The sequence below is a fragment of the Pseudomonas sp. R4-35-07 genome (assembly GCF_003852235.1).
Classification (GTDB): domain Bacteria; phylum Pseudomonadota; class Gammaproteobacteria; order Pseudomonadales; family Pseudomonadaceae; genus Aquipseudomonas.
In genome coordinates this window covers 1,329,448-1,350,030 of record NZ_CP027732.1, presented here as the reverse complement: position 1 = coordinate 1,350,030, position 20,583 = coordinate 1,329,448, and the positions used below count along the sequence as shown (strand labels likewise).

The following is a 20,583-nucleotide window of genomic DNA, read 5'->3' as shown; positions in this document are numbered from 1 at the left end:
CCTGAATTACTGCCTGCAAACCTGCACAGCGGGAGATGTTCGATCATTTTGCGAAGACCTCCAGCAGTCGGGGCGCAATTCTATCCAGTGGGCGAATTTCAACAGCGGCGTCAATCGCCGCTGCCGCTTTGGGCATGCCATACACCGCCGAACTGTGCTGGTCCTGGGCGATGGTCAAATATCCTTGTTCTCGCATCAACTTGAGGCCCTGGGCCCCGTCGCGCCCCATGCCGGTCAGCAGTACGCCGACGGCGTCACCGTTCCAATGGCTGGCGACACTTTCAAAAAACACGTCGATGGAAGGCCGGTAAATTTCGTTCACCGGCTCTGCGGTATAGGCTAGCGTGCCATTTTTCAACAAGCGAATATGGTGGTTGGTACCGGCCAGCAAGACCAACCCGCTTTGGGGCGGCTCCCCTTCACGGGCCAGGCGCACCGGCAGGCCGGACGCACTGCTCAACCACTCGGCCATTCCGGCGGCGAACACCTGATCCACATGCTGCACCAGCACGATCGCAGCAGGAAAGTCACGCGGCAACCCCTTGAGCAGCACTTCCAGGGCCGCCGGGCCACCCGCCGACGACCCGATGGCAACCAGGCTTTGGCGCTTGCCGGTGCTGCGCTGCGGCGCGCTTTCAGCGCGCACGCGGCTGCCGCGCTGGCCGATCAGCCAGCCAATATTGAGGATCTTGCGCAACAACGGCGCCGCCGCATCCTTGGGGTTGCCCACCCCCAGCGCTGGCGTGTCCACCACATCCAACGCGCCGTGGCCCATGGCTTCAAAGACCCGGCTGACATTGGCCTGGCGGTCCACGGTGACAATCACGATCGGGCATGGCGTGTCGGCCATGATCTGGCGGGTCGCTTCCACGCCGTCCATCACCGGCATGATCAAGTCCATCAGGATCAAATCCGGGATCACCTCAGCGCAACGCTGCACCGCTTCCAGGCCATTGTTGGCGACCCACACCACTTCATGGGCAGGCTCGAAACTCAAGGCGCGACGCAACGCCTCGACGGCCAACGGCATGTCATTGACGATTGCAATCCTCATGCCCGGGCGCCTCCAATCAATTCAACCACGGCATCGAGCAGGGCGTCGTCGTGGAAGCTGGCTTTGGCTAAATAATAGTCGGCGCCGGCGTCGAGGCCACGGCGTCGGTCTTCTTCACGATCCTTGTAGGAAACCACCATCACCGGCAACGATTGCAGGCGACTGTCACGGCGCAAGAGTGTGACCAATTCAATACCGTCCATGCGTGGCATATCAATATCTGTGATAAGCAGGTCGAAATCCTCGGAGCGCAATGCGTTCCAGCCATCCATGCCATCGACCGCGACGGCCACTTCATAACCGCGATTGAGTAATAACTTGCGTTGCAGCTCACGCACGGTCAGCGAGTCGTCCACCACCAGCACGCGCTTGCGCGGCGCTTCGGTGGCCTGCTGGCTGCGCCTTGCGATGCGCTCCAGGCGGCCGGTGTTGAGCAACTTGTCCACCGAACGCAGCATGTCTTCCACGTCGACGATCAAGACCACCGAGCCATCGTCGAGCAAGGCTCCGGCGGAAATATCCTGGACCTTGCCCAGGCGAGCATCCAGCGGCAACACCACCAGGGTGCGCTCGCCGATGAAACGTTCCACGGCAATCCCATACACGGCGTCGCGCTCGCGGATCACCACCACTTTCAAGGTTTCCGAAGGGGTCTGCCCCGGTGGACGCTGCAACAGCTGACTGGCGGCGACCAGGCCGACATGCCGGCCCTCGTGCCAGAAATGCTGGCGACCTTCCAGCTGCACAATGTCCTCGGGGGCCAGGTCGCACATGCGTTCGATGTGCGCCAGCGGGAAGGCATACGCCTCTTCGCCGACTTCCACCACCAGGCTGCGCACCACCGACAAGGTCAACGGCACCTCCAGATGAAAACGGCTGCCCTGCCCTGCCGCCTGCTCCAGCACCACCGCGCCGCGCAATTGACGCACCATATGCTGCACCGCATCCAGGCCTACGCCGCGACCGGAGACTTCGGTGACCTTGTCGCGCAAGCTGAATCCCGGCAGGAACAGGAACGTCAGCAGTTCCTCCTCGCTCAGGCGCAGCGCGGTTTCCACGGGGGACAGGTGCCGATCGACAATGGTGCCGCGCAGGCGCTCAAGGTCGACGCCGTTACCGTCATCGCTCAACTCCAGTACCAGCAGCCCGGCTTGATGCGACGCGCGCAGGCGAATCAAGCCTTCCGCCGGCTTGCCCGCCAGCAGCCGCTGCTCGGGCATTTCGATGCCGTGATCGACAGCATTGCGCAATAAATGCGTCAGGGGCGCCTCGAGCTTTTCCAGCACGTCGCGGTCGACCTGGGTTTTTTCCCCTTCGATCTCCAGGCGCACTTGCTTGCCCAGGCTGCGACCGAGGTCGCGCACCATGCGCGCCTGGCCGGCCAGCACATCGGCAAACGGGCGCATGCGACAGGCCAACGCAGTGTCGTAGAGCACCTGGGCCCGCTGGCCGGCCTGCCAGGCGTACTCGTCCAGCTCGGCATTTTTTTCCGCCAGCAGCGCCTGGGCTTCGCTCAACAAACGGCGGGTATCGGCCAGGGCTTCCTGGGCCTCGAGGTTCAAATCGACGACCTTGAGATGACCGTCCAGGACATCCAGGGCGCGCAGGCTGTTGCTTTGAATGCGTTTGAGGCGCTGCAGGCTGGCGAGGTAAGGCTTGAGTCGCTGGGTTTCCACCAGCGACTTGCTGGACAGGTCCAGCAGGCTGTTCAAGCGCTCGGCCGTGACCCGCAGCACGCGCTCGCCGCCTTCGGTCATAAGTTTGCTCTGACGCGGCGGCTCGCTCGGCACGGCTGGCGCCGGCTCAGGTTCCGACGCTTCGATCACCGGCGCGGGCACCGGCGCAGGTTTCGGCGCGAGCATGGCGCTGGGTTGCGACGGGTCCAGCAAGCGCTCCATCAGCGCCACATAGGCTGCAATATCCGCAGGCCCGACGTCATTGCCCGGGGTGGCGATGCGCATCAGTAAATCCGTACCCTGCAGCAACGCGTCGATATGTTCAGGCTGCAGGTACAAGCGGCCTTCCTGGGCACTGACCAGGCAATCCTCCATGACATGGGCCACGCTGACGCCAGCCTCCACACCGACAATCCGCGCCGCCCCCTTGAGCGAATGCGCGGCGCGCATGCAGGCCTCGAGTTGGTCGGCCTGGGTTGGGTTGCGCTCCAGGGCCAGCAAGCCTGCGCTGAGCACCTGGGTTTGCGCATCGGCTTCCAGGCTGAACAATTCCAACAGCGAGGCATCGCGCATCTGGTCGGGGGTCATGCGAGGCTCCGGGTCACGGCGGACAGCAATTGGGCTTCGTCCAGCCAGCGCAGGCTGCGACCTTTCCACTGCACGACACCCTGGGTGAAGCGCGCGCTGGCCTGGGTGCCGGAGGTCGACGCGGCGTTCAAGGTGCGCTCATCGATGGCATGGATGCCATCCACTTCGTCCACCGGTACGACCACCGGGCCATCCTGCGCGGCAATGATCAGCATGCGCGGCATGATGCGCCCGCCGGTAGCGCCGGTACTGCTGCTGTCCAGGCCGAGCAATTCCACCAGCGACAGGCAGGCCACCAATGCCCCGCGCACGTTGGCCACACCCAGCAAGGCCCGGGAACGCTGGTGGGGCAACGAGTGGATCGGTTGCAACGGCGCCACTTCCACCAGGCAACGGGTGGCGATGCCCAGCCACTCTTCGCCGAGGCGGAACATCAGCAAGGAGCGGGTGACCATCTGGTGATCGAGCTCGCCAGCCGCCTGCGCAGGCCGGTCGTCCTGCTGCAGCGCATAGCGGTCGAGCAGGCGCGTGGCGGCGGCGGAATACACCGAGCAGTTGCGACAATGGATGTGCTCTGCCAGCAAGGGGCAGGATTTATCGCCATGAATGCCGATGCGGTTCCAGCAGTCATCAATGGCTTGGGTGTCGGCCAGGGTCAGGTCCAGGCCTGCGGTGCCGAGCGCGTCAGGGCTACTCATCGTTTGGACTCACTGTCAGCTCGCTCGCTACGCGCGGCGCGCGCCTGCAAACGGCGCGCCCCCGCACTGTCGCCCTGGGACTCGAGCAACGCGGCCAGGTGCATCAAGGCCTGCGGATGCTGCGGTTCCAGGTACAAGGCTTTGCGGTAATAACTCTGCGCCTCCACGGCGCTGCCGGCGACATCGCTGAGCAGGCCCAGCCAGTAGAACACGGCGGCGGCCGGCGGATGGCTGTTCAAATAACGTTCGCAGGCAGCACGGGCCTCGGCACTTTTGCCTTGGTTGGCCAAGGTGGCGATCTGGTTGAGCATCTCGCCAGCCTCCGGGGGCGGCGCTTTGACCGGTACCGCCTGGGTGCCGGCCGTACTGAACGGGCGCGGCTTGAGCGCGATCGGCGCCGGACTGCGCTGCGACGTGGGCGCCGGCATCGGTACAAACACCGGGGCGGGTGCAGCCGGCTCCACATGCCGACTGAACGCAAACGACTGCGGCACGCCAATCGAGCGCATGCCATGGCGCCCCAGCAGGCCGCCTTCGGCCGGGCCGATAAACAGCACGCCGTCCACGTGGGTCAGTTCCTTGAGCACGTCGAAAACTTGCTTCTGGGTGGGCTGGTCGAAGTAGATCAGCAGGTTGCGACAGAACACAAAGTCGTAGGTGGGCTCGTTGGCCAGCAGGGCCGGGTCGAGCAAGTTGCCGACTTGCAGGCGTACTTGTTCGCGAACCCGGTCGGCAATGCGATAGGCACCGCCGTCTTCAGTGAAGTGACGGTCGCGAAACTCAAGGTCGCCGCCGCGAAACGAGTTTTTGCCGTACACGCCGCGGCGCGCACGCTCCACCGACAGCGGGCTGACGTCCATGCCCTGGACTTTGAATTGGTGCGGTGCCAGGCCCGCGTCAAGCAGGGCCATAGCGATCGAATAGGGTTCTTCGCCGGTGGAGCATGGCAGGCTGAGAATGCGCAAAGCGCGCATCTGCTTGATTTCGGCCAACCGTGCGTGGGCCAGGCGAGCCAAGGTTGCAAAGGACTCGGGGTAGCGGAAGAACCAGGTTTCGGGGACGATCACCGCTTCGATCAGCGCCTGCTGCTCATCATGGGAGCTGTGCAGGAGTTGCCAGTACGCTTCTGCCGTCTGCGCCTGGGACAACTGGCAACGCTGGCGCACCGCGCGCTCGATAATCGCCTCACCCACCGAGGCGACGTCCAGGCCTATGCGTTCTTTAAGGAAGGCCCAGAAGCGCGGGTCACTGCTCATAGGCTCAACTCGCTGGAAAACAGCAAGGCGCGCACGTCATCGGTCAACAGCTCGGCGACGCCAATCCATTGCATCAAGCCCAGCGCATCTTCGCGCACCGGCCCCAGGTAAGGCGCCTGGCGGTTATCCAGGCCATAGGGCTGGAATTCGGCGGGGTCGCAACGCAAGGTGTCGGTAGCCTGCTCCAGAATCAGCCCCAGCCAACGCGCTTCGCTCCAGGGCTGTGGCTGATAATTGACCAGCACCAGCCGCGTGCTGGTACGCGCTTGGGCCGCAACGCCGAACGTCAAGGCGCTCAGGTCGATGACCGGCACCAGCGCGCCGCGATGGGCAAAGATGCCCGCCACCCACACCGGTGCATGAGCGATGGGTTTGAGCGGCAGGCGCGGCAGCACCTCGACCACTTCCGTCGCCTTGAGGGCAAAGCGTTCACTGCCGATGTGGAACACCAGGAACAACGCCTTTTTCGCTGCCGGGACGGCGCCGCGTTTAGCCGCGAGGTCGCTCATCAGACTTTGAAACGCGACACGCCGCTGCGCAGACCGACCGCAACCTGGCTCAGTTCATCGATGGCAAAACTGGCCTGGCGCAGGGACTCGACGGTCTGGCTGCTGGCATCGCCCAGTTGCACCAGCGCGTGGTTGATCTGCTCGGCACCGGTGGCCTGGGCCTGCATGCCTTCATTGACCATCAGCACTCGCGGCGCGAGGGCCTGCACTTGATGGATGATTTGCGACAATTGCTCACCCACCTGCTGCACTTCGAACATGCCTCGGCGCACCTCTTCGGAGAACTTGTCCATGCCCATCACGCCGGCCGACACCGCCGACTGGATCTCACGCACCATCTGCTCGATGTCGTACGTCGCGACGGCGGTCTGGTCGGCCAGGCGGCGCACTTCGGTGGCGACCACGGCAAAACCGCGCCCGTACTCACCGGCTTTCTCGGCCTCGATGGCGGCGTTGAGGGACAGCAGGTTGGTCTGGTCCGCCACTTTGACGATGGTCACTACCACTTGGTTGATGTTGCCGGCCTTTTCATTGAGGATCGCCAGCTTGGCATTGACCAGGTCGGCGGCGCCCATCACCGAGTGCATGGTTTCTTCCATGCGCGCCAGGCCCTGCTGACCGGAACCGGCGGCGACCGAGGCCTGGTCGGCGGCGGTGGACACTTCGATCATGGTGCGCACCAGGTCCTTGGAGGTCGCGGCGATTTCACGGGAAGTGGCGCCGATTTCAGTGGTGGTGGCGGCGGTTTCGGTGGCGGTCGCCTGTTGCTGCTTGGAGGTGGCGGCGATCTCGGTCACCGAGGTCGTGACCTGCACCGACGAGCGCTGTGCCTGGGAAACCAGAGCGGTCAGTTCGGTCATCATGTCGTTGAAGCCGGTTTCAACCACGTTGAACTCGTCCTTACGCTCCAGGTTCAGGCGCTTGCTCAGGTCGCCGGTGCGCATGGTTTCGAGGATATCGACGATGCGCTGCATCGGCGCCATGATTGCGCGCATCAGCAGCAGGCCACACAGCGCGGCGGCAAGAATCGCCAGCAGCAGCGAGACGCCCATGCTGATTTTCGCGGCCTCGACGGCACTGTCGATGGCGTCGGTGGCGTCGTCGGCGACCTGTTTGTTCGCGAGGATGATGTCATTGAGTTTCATGCGGCCGGCGACCCAGGCGGGCGTCAGTTGTTCGCTGAACAGCTTGAGTGCCTCGGCGCCGTTGTTGTTCTGCTGCGCCTCGAGCACCTTGGCGAGGGTCTGGTTGTAGCTCTGGTGGAATTTTTCGAAGGCATCGAACTCGTTGCGGTCCCGAGTGAAGTTGATCGTTTTCGCGTAATCGGCCATGTACTTCTCAAGGCGCGCCTCGAAAGATTTGTAATCCTGCTTGTCGTCCTCGGAAATGCCCTGGTTCTTGTGGATCCCCACCAACTCCTGGGTTTGCAGGTAGCTGTCGACCCAGGCGCTGCGAATCATCGAGCTTAAAAACACTCCAGGTACGGCGTCGTCCCGGACCAGGGTTTCGCTGGATTCGATTTTCAGCAGCCGCGAATACGAGAGCACGACCATCAGCAGCATGATCGTGATGATTACCGCAAAGCTCGCCAAAATCCGTTGGCGCAGGGTCCAGTTCTTCACAGTAATTCCTCGCAGGGCCATTCAAATGGAGGGGAGTATAGCTGAGCGAAGGCGTCTACTAATCAATGGTTTTCGGGGGTTTGAGCAGCAGTGCCGGTATTGGGCTGCGCCATTGCGGCGACTCAGCCAGACTCGATTTAAATGTGGGAGAGGCTTGCCCCCTCCACACTTAAATGGATGCACGGCGCTGCTTATGTGTTGAGGCGTACCTGTTTCTCCAGCTCTGCCTTCAAACCCGGCTCAAGTTTGAGTTGGCGCGCCAGTTCGTCCAGGTAGGCCTTCTCCATGAAATTTTCCTCGTCCACCAGCATCACGCTGGCGATGTACATTTCGGCGGCCATCTCCGGGGTGCTGGCGGCGCGGGCGACGTCGGCCGGGTCGAGGGGTTTGTTCAGCTCCGCGTGCAGCCAGGTTTGCAGCTCGCGGTCGTTGTCGAGTTTGGTGAACTCGCCTTCGATCAACGCGCGTTCACGCTCATCCACGTGGCCGTCGGCCTTGGCGGCGGCAACCAGCGCCTTGAGAATGCCCTGACTGTGCTGCTCGACCTGGGCCGGCGGCAGGCGGTCGATGGTTTGCGGCTCACCCTGGGGCGCGCTGGCCTGCTGCGCCTGCCAATTGCCATAGGCTTTGTAGGCGATGACCCCCAAGGCGGCCAGGCCTCCGTAGGTCAGGGCCTTGCCGCCGAATTTGCGGGCCTTTTTGTTGCCCAGCAGCAAGCCCATGGCGCCGGCCGCCAGTGCGCCACCGCCGGCGCCACCGAGCAAACTGCCGAGCCCGCCGCCGCCAAGCAGCCCACCGAGGGCGCCTTTGTCGGCTGATGGGCGCTGGCCGCCAGCCTTGTTCTGCAACATGTCCTGACCAGACTTGAGCAACTGATCGAGCAATCCACGGGTATTCATGCGTAGCCTCCAGACACTTGGGTTCGTAGGACCAATAGGCCCCCAGCGTAAAACTAAGTGCAAAAAAGCCCCGATCTAGAGTGCTTCCAGATGTAACGCTACCCCTGATATCAGAAATGTCTTGTTGCACAGCGGCGCCATCATCCCGCCATCAATGATTTTTGCTTCACCATCGAACCGCTTAAGCTATCCGGCGTCTGTTTATTGTCCGTTGCGTTTGGCCGAAGGCATGTCCGAACCGTTATTTCTGATCCGTTACGTGCCAGGAACGGCGCGGGATTCGCTCACGACAGGTTGTCTCTATGCACCGCAGGAATTTGCTCAAAGCGTCCATGGCCATTGCGGCCTACACCGGTTTGTCGGCCAGTGGCCTGTTGGCCGCGCAGGCCTGGGCCGGCAACCGTGCCGCCGATGGCAAGGCCGTGGCATTCGATTTTGAAACGCTCAAAGCCCAGGCCAAGCAGCTCGCCGGCAGCGCGTATAAAGATACTCGGCAGGTGCTGCCGCCCACCTTGGCGACCATGACGCCACAGAATTTCAACGCCATCGGCTATGACGCCAACCATTCGTTATGGAAGGAACTGAAGGGGCAACTGGACGTGCAGTTTTTCCACGTCGGCATGGGCTTCAAGACGCCGGTGCGCATGCACAGCGTCGACCCCACGACCCGCGAGGCCCGCGAAGTGCATTTTCGCCCTTCGCTGTTCAACTATGAAAAAACCACGGTCGACACTAAACAACTGACCGGCGATCTGGGTTTCTCCGGCTTCAAGCTGTTCAAGGCGCCGGAGCTGGACCGGCATGACGTGCTGTCATTTCTCGGTGCCAGCTACTTTCGTGCCGTGGACTCCACCGGCCAGTACGGCCTGTCGGCGCGCGGCCTGGCCATTGACACCTACGCGAAGAAACGTGAGGAATTCCCTGACTTCACGCAGTTCTGGTTCGAAACCCCGGACAAGAACGCCACCCGCTTCGTGGTCTACGCCCTGCTCGATTCGCCCAGCGCTACCGGCGCCTATCGCTTCGATATCGACTGCCAGGCCAATCAAGTGGTGATGGCCATCGACGCACATATCAATGCGCGCACCGCCATCGAACAGCTGGGGATTGCGCCAATGACCAGCATGTTCAGTTGCGGCACACACGAACGGCGGATGTGCGACACCATCCACCCGCAAATTCACGACTCGGACCGACTGGCCATGTGGCGCGGCAACGGCGAGTGGATCTGCCGCCCGCTGAACAACCCGGCCAAGCTGCAATTCAACGCATTCGCCGACACTAATCCCAAAGGTTTTGGCCTGGTCCAAACCGACCACGAATTCGCCAGTTATCAGGACACGGTGGACTGGTACAGCAAGCGCCCCAGCCTGTGGGTGGAACCCACCACCGCTTGGGGTGAGGGCTCGATCGACCTGCTGGAAATCCCGACCACCGGCGAAACCCTCGATAACATCGTGGCCTTCTGGACCCCGAAAACGCCGGTGGCGGCCGGTGATTCGCTCAACTACGGCTACAAACTCTACTGGAGCGCCCTGCCGCCGGTGAGCACACCGCTGGCCCAGGTCGACGCGACCCGTTCAGGCATGGGTGGGTTCACCGAAGGTTGGGCCCCGGGCGAGCATTACCCTGAGGTGTGGGCACGCCGCTTTGCCGTGGACTTCAAGGGCGGCGGCCTGGACCGTTTGCCACCCGGCACGGGCATCGAGCCGGTGGTCACCTGCTCTCACGGCGAGGTGAAAGATTTCAGCGTGCTGGTGCTCGATAACATCAAGGGCTATCGCATTCTGTTCGACTGGTACCCCACCAGCGACAGCGTGGAGCCGGTAGAGCTGCGCTTGTTTATCCGTACCCAGGACCGCACCTTGAGCGAAACCTGGCTGTATCAGTACTTCCCTCCCGCGCCGGACAAGCGCAAATACACCTGAACCATCTGTGGCGAGGGAGCTTGCTCCCGCTGGGCCGCGAAGCGGCCCCAAACGATGGGACTGCTGCGCAGTCCAGCGGGAGCAAGCTCCCTCGCCACAGGTACCGTGTTCGCCTTGCCTGAAGGGCATCGTGGCGAGCCCGTTTCGTTATTCAGAACCGCGACACGGTTTTCATCGCCCCAATCAGATAGCGCATCGCTACCTGGTCGTTCTCGGTCAGGGTGCGATAATGCGCCAGCAATTCAACTTCATCCGAACTCAATCTGCGGCCACGCAAGGACAGCCTGCGGGTCAGAAAAGACACCACCACACCCGCTACACCATAGGACTTGGCCATGGACTGCTTCTCCTGATATCGATCCAATACTCCTGCCTTAAGCTTAGAAAGAATCCAGTTACGTGTGGGATTTTTTTAGAGTATTAACTTAAATAATTAGATCGGTAATAAATACCTACAGTCGATTCCCATGCATTCGTTGCTTGAATCCGCCTTCTTCCTATAAGCGAGCAAAAAAAAGCCCACCGGATCAGGGTGGGCTCTGTAGGCATACGCTAAGGATCAATCCCTGAGATCGGACTCATGAATCGGCTGGTCGCGGTGCGTCGCCCGCTGATATTGCGCAGGCCAGGTCGCCTTGCGCCCTCCCAGGTCGTCGTCGGCATGCAGCGGCCAGTACGGGTCGCGCAACAATTCGCGGGCGAGGAAGATGAGGTCGGCCTGGCAGGTGCGCAGGATGTGCTCGGCCTGGGCCGGTTCGGTGATCATGCCCACCGTGCCGGTGGCGATACCCGACTCTTTGCGCACACGTTCGGCAAAGCGCGTCTGGTAGCCGGGGCCGGTAGGGATTTCGGCATTGGCGGCGGTGCCACCGGAGGACACGTCGATCAAGTCCACGCCCAGGTCTTTCAGGCGGCGCGCCAGTTCGACGGTTTCATCGGGGTTCCAGCCGTCCTCCACCCAATCGGTGGCCGACACGCGCACGAACAGCGGCAAGTCCTGGGGCCACACGTCGCGCACCGCGCGGGTGACCTCAAGGACCAGGCGGATGCGGTTTTCGAACGAGCCGCCGTACTGGTCCTGACGCTGGTTGCTGATGGGCGACAGGAACTGATGCAGCAGGTAACCGTGGGCGGCATGGATCTCTACCACTTCGAAGCCGGCAGTCAAGGCACGCTTGGCGGCGGCGACAAAATCGGCGATCACCTGTTGGATCTGCCCTTCGTCCAGCGGCGTGGGTTGCGTATGCTGGGGGTCGAATGCGATGGGCGATGGGCCGACCGGCACCCAGCCACCGTCTGCTGGCTTGACGCTGCCATGCTTGCCAATCCAGGGCCGATACGTGCTGGCCTTGCGCCCGGCGTGCGCCAACTGAATACCCGCCACCGCGCCTTGGGCCGCAATGAAGCGCGTAATACGTTGCAGGGGTTCGATCTGTTCGTCTTTCCACAGGCCCAGGTCCTGGGCGGTGATGCGGCCATCGGCGGTCACGGCGGTGGCTTCGGTAAAAATCAGCCCGGCGCCACCGACGGCGCGGCTGCCCAGGTGCACCAGGTGCCAGTCGTTGGCCAGGCCATCCTCACTTGAGTATTGGCACATCGGTGAGACCGCGATGCGGTTCAACAGGGTGAGTTGTCGCAGGGTATAGGGTTCGAGCAGCTGACTCATGGCGCACCTCTTCGGGTTCTGTGGGCAAGCTCCAAGGCTCTCTTTCATGGTGCTTAGAGCCTAGTCGACAACGACGGATCGCACAGGGTTCAGAGGTAAACGGTTCAGACGTAAACCGGGAGCCGATTGCCGGCTCCCGCCCCGCCCTGCAGCGCCTTACATTTCGACCTGGGTGCCCAGTTCGATCACCCGGTTGACCGGGAGTTTGAAGAAGCGCAGGTTGCCGTTGGCATTCTTCAGCATGAACGCGAACAACGCTTCGCGCCAACGCGCCATGCCCTTGATGCGCGAGGCGATCACGGTTTCACGGCTGAGGAAGTAGGTGGTGCGCATCGGGCTGAAATCCAGTTCGTCCAAATGGCACAGCTTCAGCGCCTCGGGCACATCCGGCTCATCGGTAAAGCCGAAGTGCAGGATCACCCGGAAGAACCCTTCGCCATAGGCGTCCACTTCGAAACGCCGCGTCGCAGGCACACGCGGGATGTCTTCGTAGACCACGGTCAGCAGCACCACCTGCTCGTGCAGCACCTGGTTATGCAGCAGGTTGTGCAACAGCGCGTGGGGCACGGCGTCGGGCCGCGCTGTGAGGAACACCGCCGTGCCCTGGACGCGATGGGGCGGCTGCACGCGGATACTGCTGATGAATATCGGCAGCGGCAGGCCGCCTTCGTCGAGGCGCTCGACGAGCAATTGCTTGCCGCGCTTCCAGGTGGTCATCAGCACGAACAACACGATCCCGGCCAATACCGGGAAGGCGCCGCCCTGGATGATCTTCGGCACGTTGGCGGCAAAGTACAGCCCGTCCACCAACAGGCAGCAGAGCAACACCGGCACGGCCAGTATCGGTGGCCATTTCCACAGCAGCAGCATCACGGCGGACACCAGGATCGTGGTCATCAGCATGGTGCCGGTCACCGCCACACCGTAAGCCGACGCCAGCGCACCGGAAGATTCGAAGCCCAGTACCAGCAGGATCACGCCGACCATCAACGACCAGTTCACAGCGCCGATGTAGATCTGGCCCTGTTCGGCGCTGGAGGTATGTTGAATGTGCATGCGCGGGATATAGCCCAACTGGATCGCCTGGCGCGTCAACGAGAACGCACCGGAAATCACCGCCTGGGAGGCAATCACCGTGGCCAGGGTCGACAGCACCACCAGCGGGACCAGCGCCCAGCTCGGCGCCAGCAGGTAGAACGGGTTGCGGGCCGCTTCCGGATCGCCCAGCAGCATGGCGCCCTGGCCAAAATAGTTGAGCACCAGTGCCGGCAGCACCAGGATGAACCAGGCGCGGGCGATGGGTTTGCGGCCGAAGTGGCCCATGTCGGCATACAGCGCTTCCGCCCCGGTCAGGGCCAGCACCACTGCGCCGAGGATGGCCACGCCAATTCCGGGGTGCGCCTCGAAGAAGCGCACGGCCCACATCGGGTTCATGGCACTGAGCACCTCAGGGTGCAGGGTGATGCCATACACGCCGAGGCCGCCAAGCACCAGAAACCAGGTCACCATCACCGGGCCGAACAGCTTGCCGATGCGGTCTGTGCCGTGTTTCTGGATCAGGAACAGCGCCACCAGTACCACCAGCGCGATAGGGACTACCCACCGTTCCAGGCCATCGAAAGCCAGTTCCAGGCCCTCGACGGCCGACAACACCGAAATCGCCGGGGTGATCATGCTATCGCCGTAGAAAAGCGCTGCGCCGCACAAGCCGCACACCACCAGGAAGCTGCGCAACTTCCTGCGCTCCCCCGCCGCCCGGCGTGCCAGGGCGGTCAGTGCCATGATGCCGCCTTCGCCCTGGTTATCGGCGCGCAGCACAAACAGCATGTACTTGATCGACACGACCCAGATCAGCGACCAGAAGATCAGCGCCAGGATCCCCAATACGCCGTCATGGTTGACCTGCACCCCATAACCGCCGTTGAACACCTCTTTAAGGGTGTAGAGCGGGCTGGTGCCGATATCGCCGTACACCACCCCGACCGCTGCCACCAGCATGCCAATCGGCTTGGCGTTTGAATGCTCGGCACCCGCTGCCTGACTACTTGCCTGACCCATCAACCACTCCTGCCCTTTGACCTGAGGTCTTTTATAAACAACGTGCCCAAACGGCCCCTAGCATGCGCTGTTTTACTTCACGTAACAGACGTTTTGTTGACCTTAGGATTTTACCTACGCGCAACGGCGCGAAGCATAGCGCAGCACTCGTCGCATTTCCCCGCATAAAGCTGGTCAAGTGCGTGGCCCGCCGTGTCGTGCCCGGCTGGCGGCGTCATTCAATACCGAGGTTAGACATATCCAACGCCATCGCAAAAGCCAACCCCAAGGTCGGCTTTGGATCCCTGGGTTGCCCCTAAGATCTTTACTCTACACCTTGATCTTTAGTAATAACCCCTTAAAGGCAAGGCCATAGGCGGTTAGCAAAAATGAGATAGAATGAAGGCTGACGGAGGAATAAAGCGTGAACAAAGCAGCTCAGCAAAAAAAACATACCCGAATTACGTACGGCAAAATGGTGTCCGTGACCATTCGTGGCCGGAAAAACGGAAGCTTCAAGGCTCTCCTTTCAAGCGCGGACGATGTGGTTGAGCGGCATGTCACGAAAAGCCTCTCGAGCAGCGTGTTGAGTCAAAAAGACCTAACGCATCGTCCAATGCGTGCGCCCCATCTCTCGGGCCTTGAACGCGATCTGGAAGAACTGAAGAAGGTTGTTGCGGCACTGGCCGTGCGCTCTGTTGCGCATGAAGAGAAGGCTGCTGATTTTGATGTCGAGGGCATAACCGTGCTTGACGCCAACACAGCGTACCAACTGCTAGATAATCCCCCTGAGCCCACTGACACACTTCGCAACCTGCTTGCCTTGCGCTAAGGGCTGTTAATGGACTTCATCACCGTCGACTTCGACAAGTCGATTGATCGTTCTGCATTTGATTGCGGGGCGCACCCAGCCTTGAACACGTACATTGCCCAGCACGCAGGGCAAGACCAAAAGCGAAACGTCTCCCGCACATTCATGTACGTCGAAGATGGGACGCTGCTGGGCTATTACACCCTAGCGAATGCCTCTGTAGCCCTTGAAGCGCTAAGCGATGACCAAAAAAGAAAATGCCTCGGTATCCTATGCCGGCAGTGCTTTTGAGTCGTCTGGCGATCGACAAGGGTGCTCAAAGCAAGGGGCTCGGCCAGAGATTGATGTCTGACTTCTTCCGTCGCGTGTACACGGTTTCCAAGCAGTCTGGTGTAGCTTTTGTGATCGTCGATGCAAAAGACCAAGATGCTGCGGATTACTACCAACGTAAGTTAGGGTTTGTGCCATCCACGAATAGCCCCCTTCGCTTGGTACTTTCTACCGCAACCTTCATCCAGATGTTAGATGCACGAAACTAACCTCCCGCAGACATAGCTCGTACCTGGTCATCCACAGGGCAGCAGTGTGCACACTTGTGCAAACCGGTGAACCTGAAAGACTTGGCCATAGCCCACGTAAACCATGGCCTTCCTTCTCCCAAGCCATCTACCAAGCTTTGACTTAGAGCGCCTTTGCGCAGAACGACGCTGCCATGTCTTGGTAACCAGCGACCAGGCTGTAGAAGAACGGCGCTTTTACGCCGACATAAAGTTGATCCAGGACGCGAAAGCGCAATCCGGTGTGCTGCCTGATCTCGACCAGAACGGCGCGCAGGTAAAGCGCAGCACTCGTCGCATTTCCCCGCATAAAGCTGGTCAAGTGCGTGGCCCGCCGCTAGAATTGCGCACTTTTTGATCAGAGGCGTCACAAACGCCCGTGTACCGCCGTGTCGTGCCCGACTGGCGGCGTCATTCAATACCGAGGTTAGACATGTCCACCACCATCGCAAAAGCCAACCCCAAGGTCGGCTTTGTATCCCTGGGTTGCCCGAAGGCTCTGGTTGACTCCGAGCGCATCCTCACGCAACTGCGTATGGAAGGCTATGACGTCGTGTCCACTTACCAGGACGCCGACGTGGTGGTGGTCAACACCTGCGGCTTTATCGACTCGGCCAAGGCTGAGTCCTTGGAAGTGATCGGCGAAGCCATCAAGGAAAACGGCAAGGTCATCGTGACCGGCTGCATGGGCGTGGAAGAAGGCAATATCCGCAACGTCCACCCAAGCGTGCTCGCCGTGACCGGCCCGCAGCAGTACGAGCAGGTGGTCAACGCCGTACACGCCGTGGTGCCGCCGCGCCAGGACCACAACCCGCTGATCGACCTGGTGCCGCCGCAAGGCATCAAGCTGACCCCGCGTCACTACGCTTACCTGAAGATTTCCGAAGGCTGCAACCACAGCTGCAGCTTCTGCATCATTCCGTCGATGCGCGGCAAGCTGGTCAGTCGTCCGGTCGGCGACGTGCTGGACGAAGCCCAGCGCCTGGTCAAATCCGGCGTGAAAGAGCTGTTGGTGATTTCTCAGGACACCAGCGCCTATGGCGTCGACGTCAAATACCGCACCGGTTTCTGGAATGGCGCGCCGGTGAAAACTCGCATGACCGAACTCTGCGAAGCCTTGAGCAGCCTGGGCGTGTGGGTGCGCCTGCATTACGTTTACCCGTACCCGCACGTTGACGAGCTGATCCCATTGATGGCCGCCGGCAAGATCCTGCCTTACCTGGACATCCCGTTCCAGCACGCGAGCCCCAAGGTGCTCAAGGCCATGAAACGCCCGGCCTTCGAAGACAAGACCCTGGCGCGCATCAAGAACTGGCGCGAAATCTGCCCGGACCTGATCATTCGCTCGACCTTTATCGTCGGTTTTCCTGGCGAAACCGAAGAAGACTTCCAGTACCTGCTGGACTGGCTGACCGAGGCCCAGTTGGACCGCGTCGGCTGCTTCCAGTACTCGCCGGTTGAAGGCGCTCCGGCCAACCTGCTGGACCTGGCCGTGGTGCCGGACGACGTCAAGCAAGACCGTTGGGAGCGCTTCATGGCGCACCAGCAGGCGATCAGCTCGGCGCGCCTGCAATTGCGCATCGGCAAGGAGATCGAAGTGCTGATCGACGAAGTCGACGAGCAAGGCGCGGTTGGCCGTTGCTTCTTCGATGCACCGGAAATCGACGGTAACGTGTTTATCGACGATGCCAGCGGCTTGAAACCAGGCGACAAGGTGTGGTGCACGGTGACTGACGCCGACGAGTACGACTTGTGGGCTGAAAAGCGCGATTGATTGTAAAAAAATGAAAAAGCCCCGCTCCTGAACAGGATGCGGGGCTTTTTTACGTCTATCGTTTTGCCCATCAGTCCCATTAAGGCAAAGGGTCGCGGGCATGCGTCAGCATTCGGTCATCCACACACCTAACACCTGCGACTACCCAGAGTTGACACGTATTTGGGAGGCTTCGGTGCGGGCTACCCACGACTTCTTGCCGGACAGCTACATCCTGCGCCTGAAAAATCAGGTGCTGACTCGCTATCTGGACGCCGTGATGCTGATCTGCACCAAGGACGCGCGCCAACGCATCACCGGGTTCGCCGGAGTGGCTTCGGGCAAGGTCGAAATGCTGTTTATCGACCCACCCTTTCGAGGCCAGGGCCTGGGCCGGCAATTGCTGCGCTATGCGATCGAGTGCATGAATGCCGATGAGCTGGACGTGAACGAGCAGAATCCGCAAGCGCTGGGGTTCTACTTCAAGCAAGGCTTTGAAGTGATCGGACGCACGGAACACGACGGCCTGGGCCAGCCTTATCCGTTGCTGCATATGCGCCTGCGCCAGCAACAGCACTTAGGCAGTGGCTGACCCCACCTGTTGATCGGGCTTTATCAATAAAGCACCGCGCTGAAATGGGGCCGGGATTAACCGGCCCCACACAGGTACAATAGCCGCCCCCTTTTGTTACGGCCCTTGTCATGACTGACCCCATACGCCTCTCCAAACGCCTTATCGAACTGGTCGGTTGCTCCCGTCGGGAGGCTGAGCTGTTTATCGAAGGCGGCTGGGTCTCGGTGGACGGTGAAGTGATCGACGAACCGCAGTTCAAGGTCACCACCCAAAAGGTCGAGCTGGACCCGCAAGCCAAAGCCACCGTGCCTGAGCCGGTGACCATCCTGCTGCACGCTCCGGCGGGCATGGACGCCGAGACGGCCATGGCGTCGATCAGCGCCGAGACGCTGTCGGAAGAGCACCGCTTCAGCAAGCGCCCGCTCAAGGGTCACTTCCTGCGCCTGACCGCCAGTGCCGACCTGCAAGCCAAGGCCAGCGGCCTGCTGGTGTTCACCCAGGATTGGAAGATTCTGCGCAAGTTGACCGCCGATGCCGCCAAGATCGAGCAGGAATACGTGGTGGAAGTCGAGGGCGACATGGCCGCCCACGGCCTCAACCGCCTGAACCACGGCCTGACCTACAAAGGCAAGGAGCTGCCGGCCGTGAAAGCCAGCTGGCAGAACGAGAACCGCCTGCGGTTTGCGCTGAAAAACCCGCAGCCGGGGGTGATCGCGCTGTTCTGCGAAGCCGTTGGCTTGAAAGTCGTCGCCATCCGTCGCATTCGCATCGGTGGCGTCTCCATTGGCAAGGTGCCCGTGGGCCAATGGCGTTACCTGTCCGGCAAAGAGAAGTTCTAAGCCGGTGCCCTTTTCCCGACACTGCCTGACTGGGCAGTGTCTACCCCGTTGAAAACCAGGATTGCCCACCATGATTCACAACGACGTACTGCGCAGCGTGCGCTACATGCTCGACATCAGCGACAACAAGATGGTCGAGATCATCAAGCTCGGCGGCATGGACGTAACCAAGGAAGACCTGCTGACTTACCTCAAGAAAGATGAGGAAGAAGGCTTTGTGTTCTGCCCGGATGAGGTGATGGCGCATTTCCTCGATGGCTTGGTCATGTTCAAGCGCGGCAAGGACGAAAGCCGTCCGCCGCAGCCGATCGAAACCCCGGTGACCAACAACATCATCCTGAAAAAACTGCGCGTGGCCTTCGAATTGAAGGAAGACGACATGCACGCCATCCTCAAGGCTGCCGAGTTCCCGGTGTCCAAGCCGGAGCTGAGCGCGCTGTTCCGCAAGTTCGGTCACACCAACTACCGCACCTGTGGTGACCAGTTGCTGCGCAACTTCCTCAAGGGGCTGACGCTGCGGGTTCGCGCGTAAGCCATGAGTTATCAGGTCGCGCCCGTCGGCTTCGTACGCTCCTGCTTCAAGGAGAAGTTCGCTATCCCGCGCCAGCCGCAACTGGCGCCGGCCGCCCGTGGTGTGCTGGAGCTGGTGGCGCCGTTCGATGGCGGCGAAGCCGTGCAGGGCCTGGAACAGGTCAGCCATGTGTGGCTGCTGTTTCTGTTCCACCAGGCGCTGGAAGACAAGCCACGCCTTAAAGTGCGCCCGCCACGCCTGGGCGGCAACACCGCCATGGGCGTATTCGCCACCCGCGCGACCCATCGGCCCAATGGCATCGGCCAGTCGGTGGTAAAGCTGGACAAGGTAGAACCGGGGCGCCTGTGGATTTCCGGGATCGATTTGCTCGATGGCACGCCGGTGCTGGATATCAAGCCGTATGTGCCCTATGCCGACAGCGTTGAGACCGCCACCAACGGCATCGCCAGCGGTGCGCCGCAACTGATTGGCGTGCAGTGGCTCAAGACTGCACTGCAACAGGCCCAGGGCCATGCGCAGCGTCTTGGGGAGCCGTTGGTGGAGTTGATCGATCAGTGCCTGGCGCAGGACCCGCGTCCTGCCTACCAGACGCCCGGGCCTGAACGTGAATACGGTGTGCAGTTCTGGGATGTGGATGTGCGTTGGCACTATCCCGAGGCGGGGCTGATTTGTGTGCTGGAAGTGGTGCCGGCCAAATAAACCGGAAACAAATGTGGGAGGGGGCAAGCCCCCTCCCACATTTTTTGATCGCGTTTTATTTTTCGACGAACGCACGCTCGATCAGATAATCACCCGGCTCACGCATGCGCGGCGAAACTTTCAGACCGAAGCTGTTCAGCACTTCGCTGGTCTCGTCCAACATGCTTGGGCTACCGCACAGCATGGCGCGGTCGTCTTCGGGGTTGATCGGTGGCAGGCCGATGTCGCTGAACAGCTTGCCGCTGCGCATCAGGTCGGTCAGGCGGCCTTCGTTTTCGAACGGCTCGCGGGTCACAGTCGGGTAGTAGATCAACTTGTCACGCAGGGCCTCGCCGAAGAATTCGTTCTGCGGCAAGTGCTCGGTGATGAATTCGCGGTAGGCGACTTCGTTGACGTAACGCACGCCGTGGCACAGGATCACTTTTTCGAAACGCTCGTAGGTCTCCGGGTCCTGGATCACGCTCATGAATGGCGCGAGGCCCGTGCCGGTGCTGAGCAGGTACAGGTGTTTACCCGGCTTCAAATCGTCAAGCACCAGGGTGCCTGTCGGTTTTTTGCTGATGATGATCTCGTCGCCTTCCTTCAAATGCTGCAACTGGGAGGTCAGCGGGCCATCCGGCACCTTGATGCTGAAGAATTCCAGATGCTCTTCCCAGTTCGGGCTGGCAATGGAGTAGGCGCGCATGAGCGGGCGGCCGTTGGGCTGTTGCAGGCCGATCATCACGAACTGACCGTTCTCGAAGCGCAGACCCGGATCGCGGGTGCACTTGAAGCTGAACAGAGTGTCGTTCCAGTGATGAACACTGAGGACACGCTCGTGGTTCATGTTGCTCATGTACGGGGGACTCCTGGAAATGGGCCTGCGCCACAGGTGAAGTGCGCAAT

The 20,583-nt window shown here is 61.2% G+C and carries 21 protein-coding genes and 1 pseudogene; 10 read left to right on the top strand and 12 right to left on the bottom strand.

Features of this window, described 5'->3' with window-relative positions:
- Positions 1–43: 43 nt before the first annotated feature.
- The 7 genes from C4J89_RS06060 to C4J89_RS06030 form a co-directional block, all read right to left on the bottom strand.
- Positions 44–1,054, bottom strand: coding sequence for a chemotaxis response regulator protein-glutamate methylesterase (locus C4J89_RS06060; RefSeq protein WP_124413992.1), 1,011 nt, complete (start codon positions 1,052–1,054; stop codon positions 44–46).
- On the bottom strand, positions 1,051–3,318 hold the full coding sequence (locus tag C4J89_RS06055) for a hybrid sensor histidine kinase/response regulator (protein ID WP_124413991.1): 2,268 nt from the start codon (positions 3,316–3,318) through the stop codon (positions 1,051–1,053). Before C4J89_RS06055 ends, C4J89_RS06060 begins: the two co-directional genes overlap by 4 nt.
- Positions 3,315–4,016, bottom strand: coding sequence for a chemotaxis protein CheW (locus C4J89_RS06050; RefSeq protein WP_124361569.1), 702 nt, complete (start codon positions 4,014–4,016; stop codon positions 3,315–3,317). The genes C4J89_RS06055 and C4J89_RS06050 overlap by 4 nt, the downstream gene beginning before the upstream one ends.
- Complete coding sequence (locus C4J89_RS06045) at positions 4,013–5,272, bottom strand: protein-glutamate O-methyltransferase CheR (protein WP_124413990.1); 1,260 nt, start codon at positions 5,270–5,272, stop codon at positions 4,013–4,015. The genes C4J89_RS06050 and C4J89_RS06045 overlap by 4 nt, the downstream gene beginning before the upstream one ends.
- The gene (locus tag C4J89_RS06040; protein WP_124361567.1) at positions 5,269–5,781 is read right to left on the bottom strand and encodes a chemotaxis protein CheW; all 513 of its coding nucleotides are present in this window, start codon (positions 5,779–5,781) and stop codon (positions 5,269–5,271) included. The genes C4J89_RS06045 and C4J89_RS06040 overlap by 4 nt, the downstream gene beginning before the upstream one ends.
- Positions 5,781–7,403, bottom strand: a complete 1,623-nt coding sequence (locus C4J89_RS06035; RefSeq protein WP_124413989.1) for a methyl-accepting chemotaxis protein — start codon at positions 7,401–7,403, stop codon at positions 5,781–5,783. Before C4J89_RS06035 ends, C4J89_RS06040 begins: the two co-directional genes overlap by 1 nt.
- A 191-nt stretch (positions 7,404–7,594) precedes the next feature.
- A complete protein-coding gene (locus tag C4J89_RS06030; RefSeq protein ID WP_124361565.1) occupies positions 7,595–8,302 on the bottom strand; it encodes a tellurite resistance TerB family protein in 708 nt (235 codons plus the stop codon).
- A gap of 302 nt (positions 8,303–8,604) precedes the next feature.
- On the opposite strand from C4J89_RS06030, the gene C4J89_RS06025 reads away from it, so the two are divergent.
- Together C4J89_RS06025 and C4J89_RS27375 are read left to right on the top strand one after the other, a co-directional pair.
- Positions 8,605–10,230, top strand: coding sequence for a glucan biosynthesis protein D (locus C4J89_RS06025; RefSeq protein WP_124413988.1), 1,626 nt, complete (start codon positions 8,605–8,607; stop codon positions 10,228–10,230).
- Between the two features lie 5 nt (positions 10,231–10,235).
- A pseudogene (locus C4J89_RS27375) lies at positions 10,236–10,331 on the top strand (N-acetyltransferase); the annotation flags it as partial.
- 50 nt (positions 10,332–10,381) lie between these two features.
- Here the strand turns inward: C4J89_RS27375 and C4J89_RS06020 are convergent.
- The 3 genes from C4J89_RS06020 to C4J89_RS06010 all read right to left on the bottom strand — a co-directional run bounded on the left by C4J89_RS06020 (position 10,382) and on the right by C4J89_RS06010 (position 13,954).
- Entirely contained in the window at positions 10,382–10,567 is a 186-nt protein-coding gene (locus tag C4J89_RS06020; RefSeq protein ID WP_124413987.1) for a hypothetical protein, read from the bottom strand.
- Between the two features lie 222 nt (positions 10,568–10,789).
- Positions 10,790–11,896, bottom strand: a complete 1,107-nt coding sequence (locus C4J89_RS06015) for an NADH:flavin oxidoreductase/NADH oxidase (RefSeq protein ID WP_124361562.1) — start codon at positions 11,894–11,896, stop codon at positions 10,790–10,792.
- 156 nt (positions 11,897–12,052) lie between these two features.
- The gene (locus C4J89_RS06010; RefSeq protein ID WP_124413986.1) at positions 12,053–13,954 is read right to left on the bottom strand and encodes a potassium transporter Kup; all 1,902 of its coding nucleotides are present in this window, start codon (positions 13,952–13,954) and stop codon (positions 12,053–12,055) included.
- Between the two features lie 403 nt (positions 13,955–14,357).
- On the opposite strand from C4J89_RS06010, the gene C4J89_RS06005 reads away from it, so the two are divergent.
- From C4J89_RS06005 to C4J89_RS27090, 3 genes are read left to right on the top strand one after another with little or no spacing between them, the layout of a single operon-like run.
- Entirely contained in the window at positions 14,358–14,765 is a 408-nt protein-coding gene (locus C4J89_RS06005) for a hypothetical protein (protein ID WP_124361560.1), read from the top strand.
- 9 nt (positions 14,766–14,774) lie between these two features.
- Positions 14,775–15,035 carry a hypothetical protein gene (locus C4J89_RS27095; protein ID WP_256681782.1) on the top strand — a complete coding sequence of 87 codons (261 nt, stop codon included), beginning with the start codon at positions 14,775–14,777 and terminating at the stop codon, positions 15,033–15,035.
- Positions 15,032–15,283: a GNAT family N-acetyltransferase gene (locus tag C4J89_RS27090; protein WP_256681781.1), complete on the top strand. Its 252-nt coding sequence runs from the start codon at positions 15,032–15,034 to the stop codon at positions 15,281–15,283. The genes C4J89_RS27095 and C4J89_RS27090 overlap by 4 nt, the downstream gene beginning before the upstream one ends.
- 142 nt (positions 15,284–15,425) lie before the next feature.
- On the opposite strand, the gene C4J89_RS05995 is transcribed toward C4J89_RS27090, so the two are convergent.
- Positions 15,426–15,623, bottom strand: coding sequence for a hypothetical protein (locus tag C4J89_RS05995; protein WP_124413985.1), 198 nt, complete (start codon positions 15,621–15,623; stop codon positions 15,426–15,428).
- A gap of 111 nt (positions 15,624–15,734) precedes the next feature.
- On the opposite strand from C4J89_RS05995, the gene rimO reads away from it, so the two are divergent.
- The 5 genes from rimO to tsaA all read left to right on the top strand — a co-directional run bounded on the left by rimO (position 15,735) and on the right by tsaA (position 19,698).
- Positions 15,735–17,075, top strand: coding sequence for a 30S ribosomal protein S12 methylthiotransferase RimO (gene rimO, locus C4J89_RS05990; RefSeq protein ID WP_124406428.1), 1,341 nt, complete (start codon positions 15,735–15,737; stop codon positions 17,073–17,075).
- A 100-nt stretch (positions 17,076–17,175) separates the two neighbouring features.
- The gene (locus tag C4J89_RS05985; RefSeq protein ID WP_124361556.1) at positions 17,176–17,646 is read left to right on the top strand and encodes a GNAT family N-acetyltransferase; all 471 of its coding nucleotides are present in this window, start codon (positions 17,176–17,178) and stop codon (positions 17,644–17,646) included.
- Positions 17,647–17,756: 110 nt separating this feature from the next.
- On the top strand, positions 17,757–18,467 hold the full coding sequence (locus tag C4J89_RS05980; protein WP_124361555.1) for an rRNA pseudouridine synthase: 711 nt from the start codon (positions 17,757–17,759) through the stop codon (positions 18,465–18,467).
- Positions 18,468–18,537: 70 nt separating this feature from the next.
- A complete protein-coding gene (locus tag C4J89_RS05975) occupies positions 18,538–18,999 on the top strand; it encodes a DUF1456 family protein (protein WP_124369837.1) in 462 nt (153 codons plus the stop codon).
- A 3-nt stretch (positions 19,000–19,002) separates the two neighbouring features.
- Entirely contained in the window at positions 19,003–19,698 is a 696-nt protein-coding gene (gene tsaA, locus C4J89_RS05970) for a tRNA (N6-threonylcarbamoyladenosine(37)-N6)-methyltransferase TrmO (protein ID WP_124361553.1), read from the top strand.
- 55 nt (positions 19,699–19,753) lie between these two features.
- On the opposite strand, the gene fpr is transcribed toward tsaA, so the two are convergent.
- Positions 19,754–20,533, bottom strand: coding sequence for a ferredoxin-NADP reductase (fpr, locus tag C4J89_RS05965; protein WP_003189055.1), 780 nt, complete (start codon positions 20,531–20,533; stop codon positions 19,754–19,756).
- Positions 20,534–20,583: the final 50 nt, after the last annotated feature.

Coding starts and splice junctions, on each gene's coding strand:
- C4J89_RS06050 (WP_124361569.1), bottom strand. CDS start 4,016: ATGAGTAGCCCTGACGCGCTCGGCACCGCAGGCCTGGACCTGACCCTG.
- C4J89_RS06055 (WP_124413991.1), bottom strand. CDS start 3,318: ATGACCCCCGACCAGATGCGCGATGCCTCGCTGTTGGAATTGTTCAGC.
- C4J89_RS06060 (WP_124413992.1), bottom strand. CDS start 1,054: ATGAGGATTGCAATCGTCAATGACATGCCGTTGGCCGTCGAGGCGTTG.
- C4J89_RS06025 (WP_124413988.1), top strand. CDS start 8,605: ATGCACCGCAGGAATTTGCTCAAAGCGTCCATGGCCATTGCGGCCTAC.
- C4J89_RS06020 (WP_124413987.1), bottom strand. CDS start 10,567: ATGGCCAAGTCCTATGGTGTAGCGGGTGTGGTGGTGTCTTTTCTGACC.
- C4J89_RS06010 (WP_124413986.1), bottom strand. CDS start 13,954: ATGGGTCAGGCAAGTAGTCAGGCAGCGGGTGCCGAGCATTCAAACGCC.
- C4J89_RS27095 (WP_256681782.1), top strand. CDS start 14,775: ATGGACTTCATCACCGTCGACTTCGACAAGTCGATTGATCGTTCTGCA.
- C4J89_RS05975 (WP_124369837.1), top strand. CDS start 18,538: ATGATTCACAACGACGTACTGCGCAGCGTGCGCTACATGCTCGACATC.
- rimO (WP_124406428.1), top strand. CDS start 15,735: ATGTCCACCACCATCGCAAAAGCCAACCCCAAGGTCGGCTTTGTATCC.
- C4J89_RS05985 (WP_124361556.1), top strand. CDS start 17,176: ATGCGTCAGCATTCGGTCATCCACACACCTAACACCTGCGACTACCCA.
- C4J89_RS06045 (WP_124413990.1), bottom strand. CDS start 5,272: ATGAGCAGTGACCCGCGCTTCTGGGCCTTCCTTAAAGAACGCATAGGC.
- C4J89_RS05980 (WP_124361555.1), top strand. CDS start 17,757: ATGACTGACCCCATACGCCTCTCCAAACGCCTTATCGAACTGGTCGGT.
- tsaA (WP_124361553.1), top strand. CDS start 19,003: ATGAGTTATCAGGTCGCGCCCGTCGGCTTCGTACGCTCCTGCTTCAAG.
- fpr (WP_003189055.1), bottom strand. CDS start 20,533: ATGAGCAACATGAACCACGAGCGTGTCCTCAGTGTTCATCACTGGAAC.
- C4J89_RS06040 (WP_124361567.1), bottom strand. CDS start 5,781: ATGAGCGACCTCGCGGCTAAACGCGGCGCCGTCCCGGCAGCGAAAAAG.
- C4J89_RS06015 (WP_124361562.1), bottom strand. CDS start 11,896: ATGAGTCAGCTGCTCGAACCCTATACCCTGCGACAACTCACCCTGTTG.
- C4J89_RS06030 (WP_124361565.1), bottom strand. CDS start 8,302: ATGAATACCCGTGGATTGCTCGATCAGTTGCTCAAGTCTGGTCAGGAC.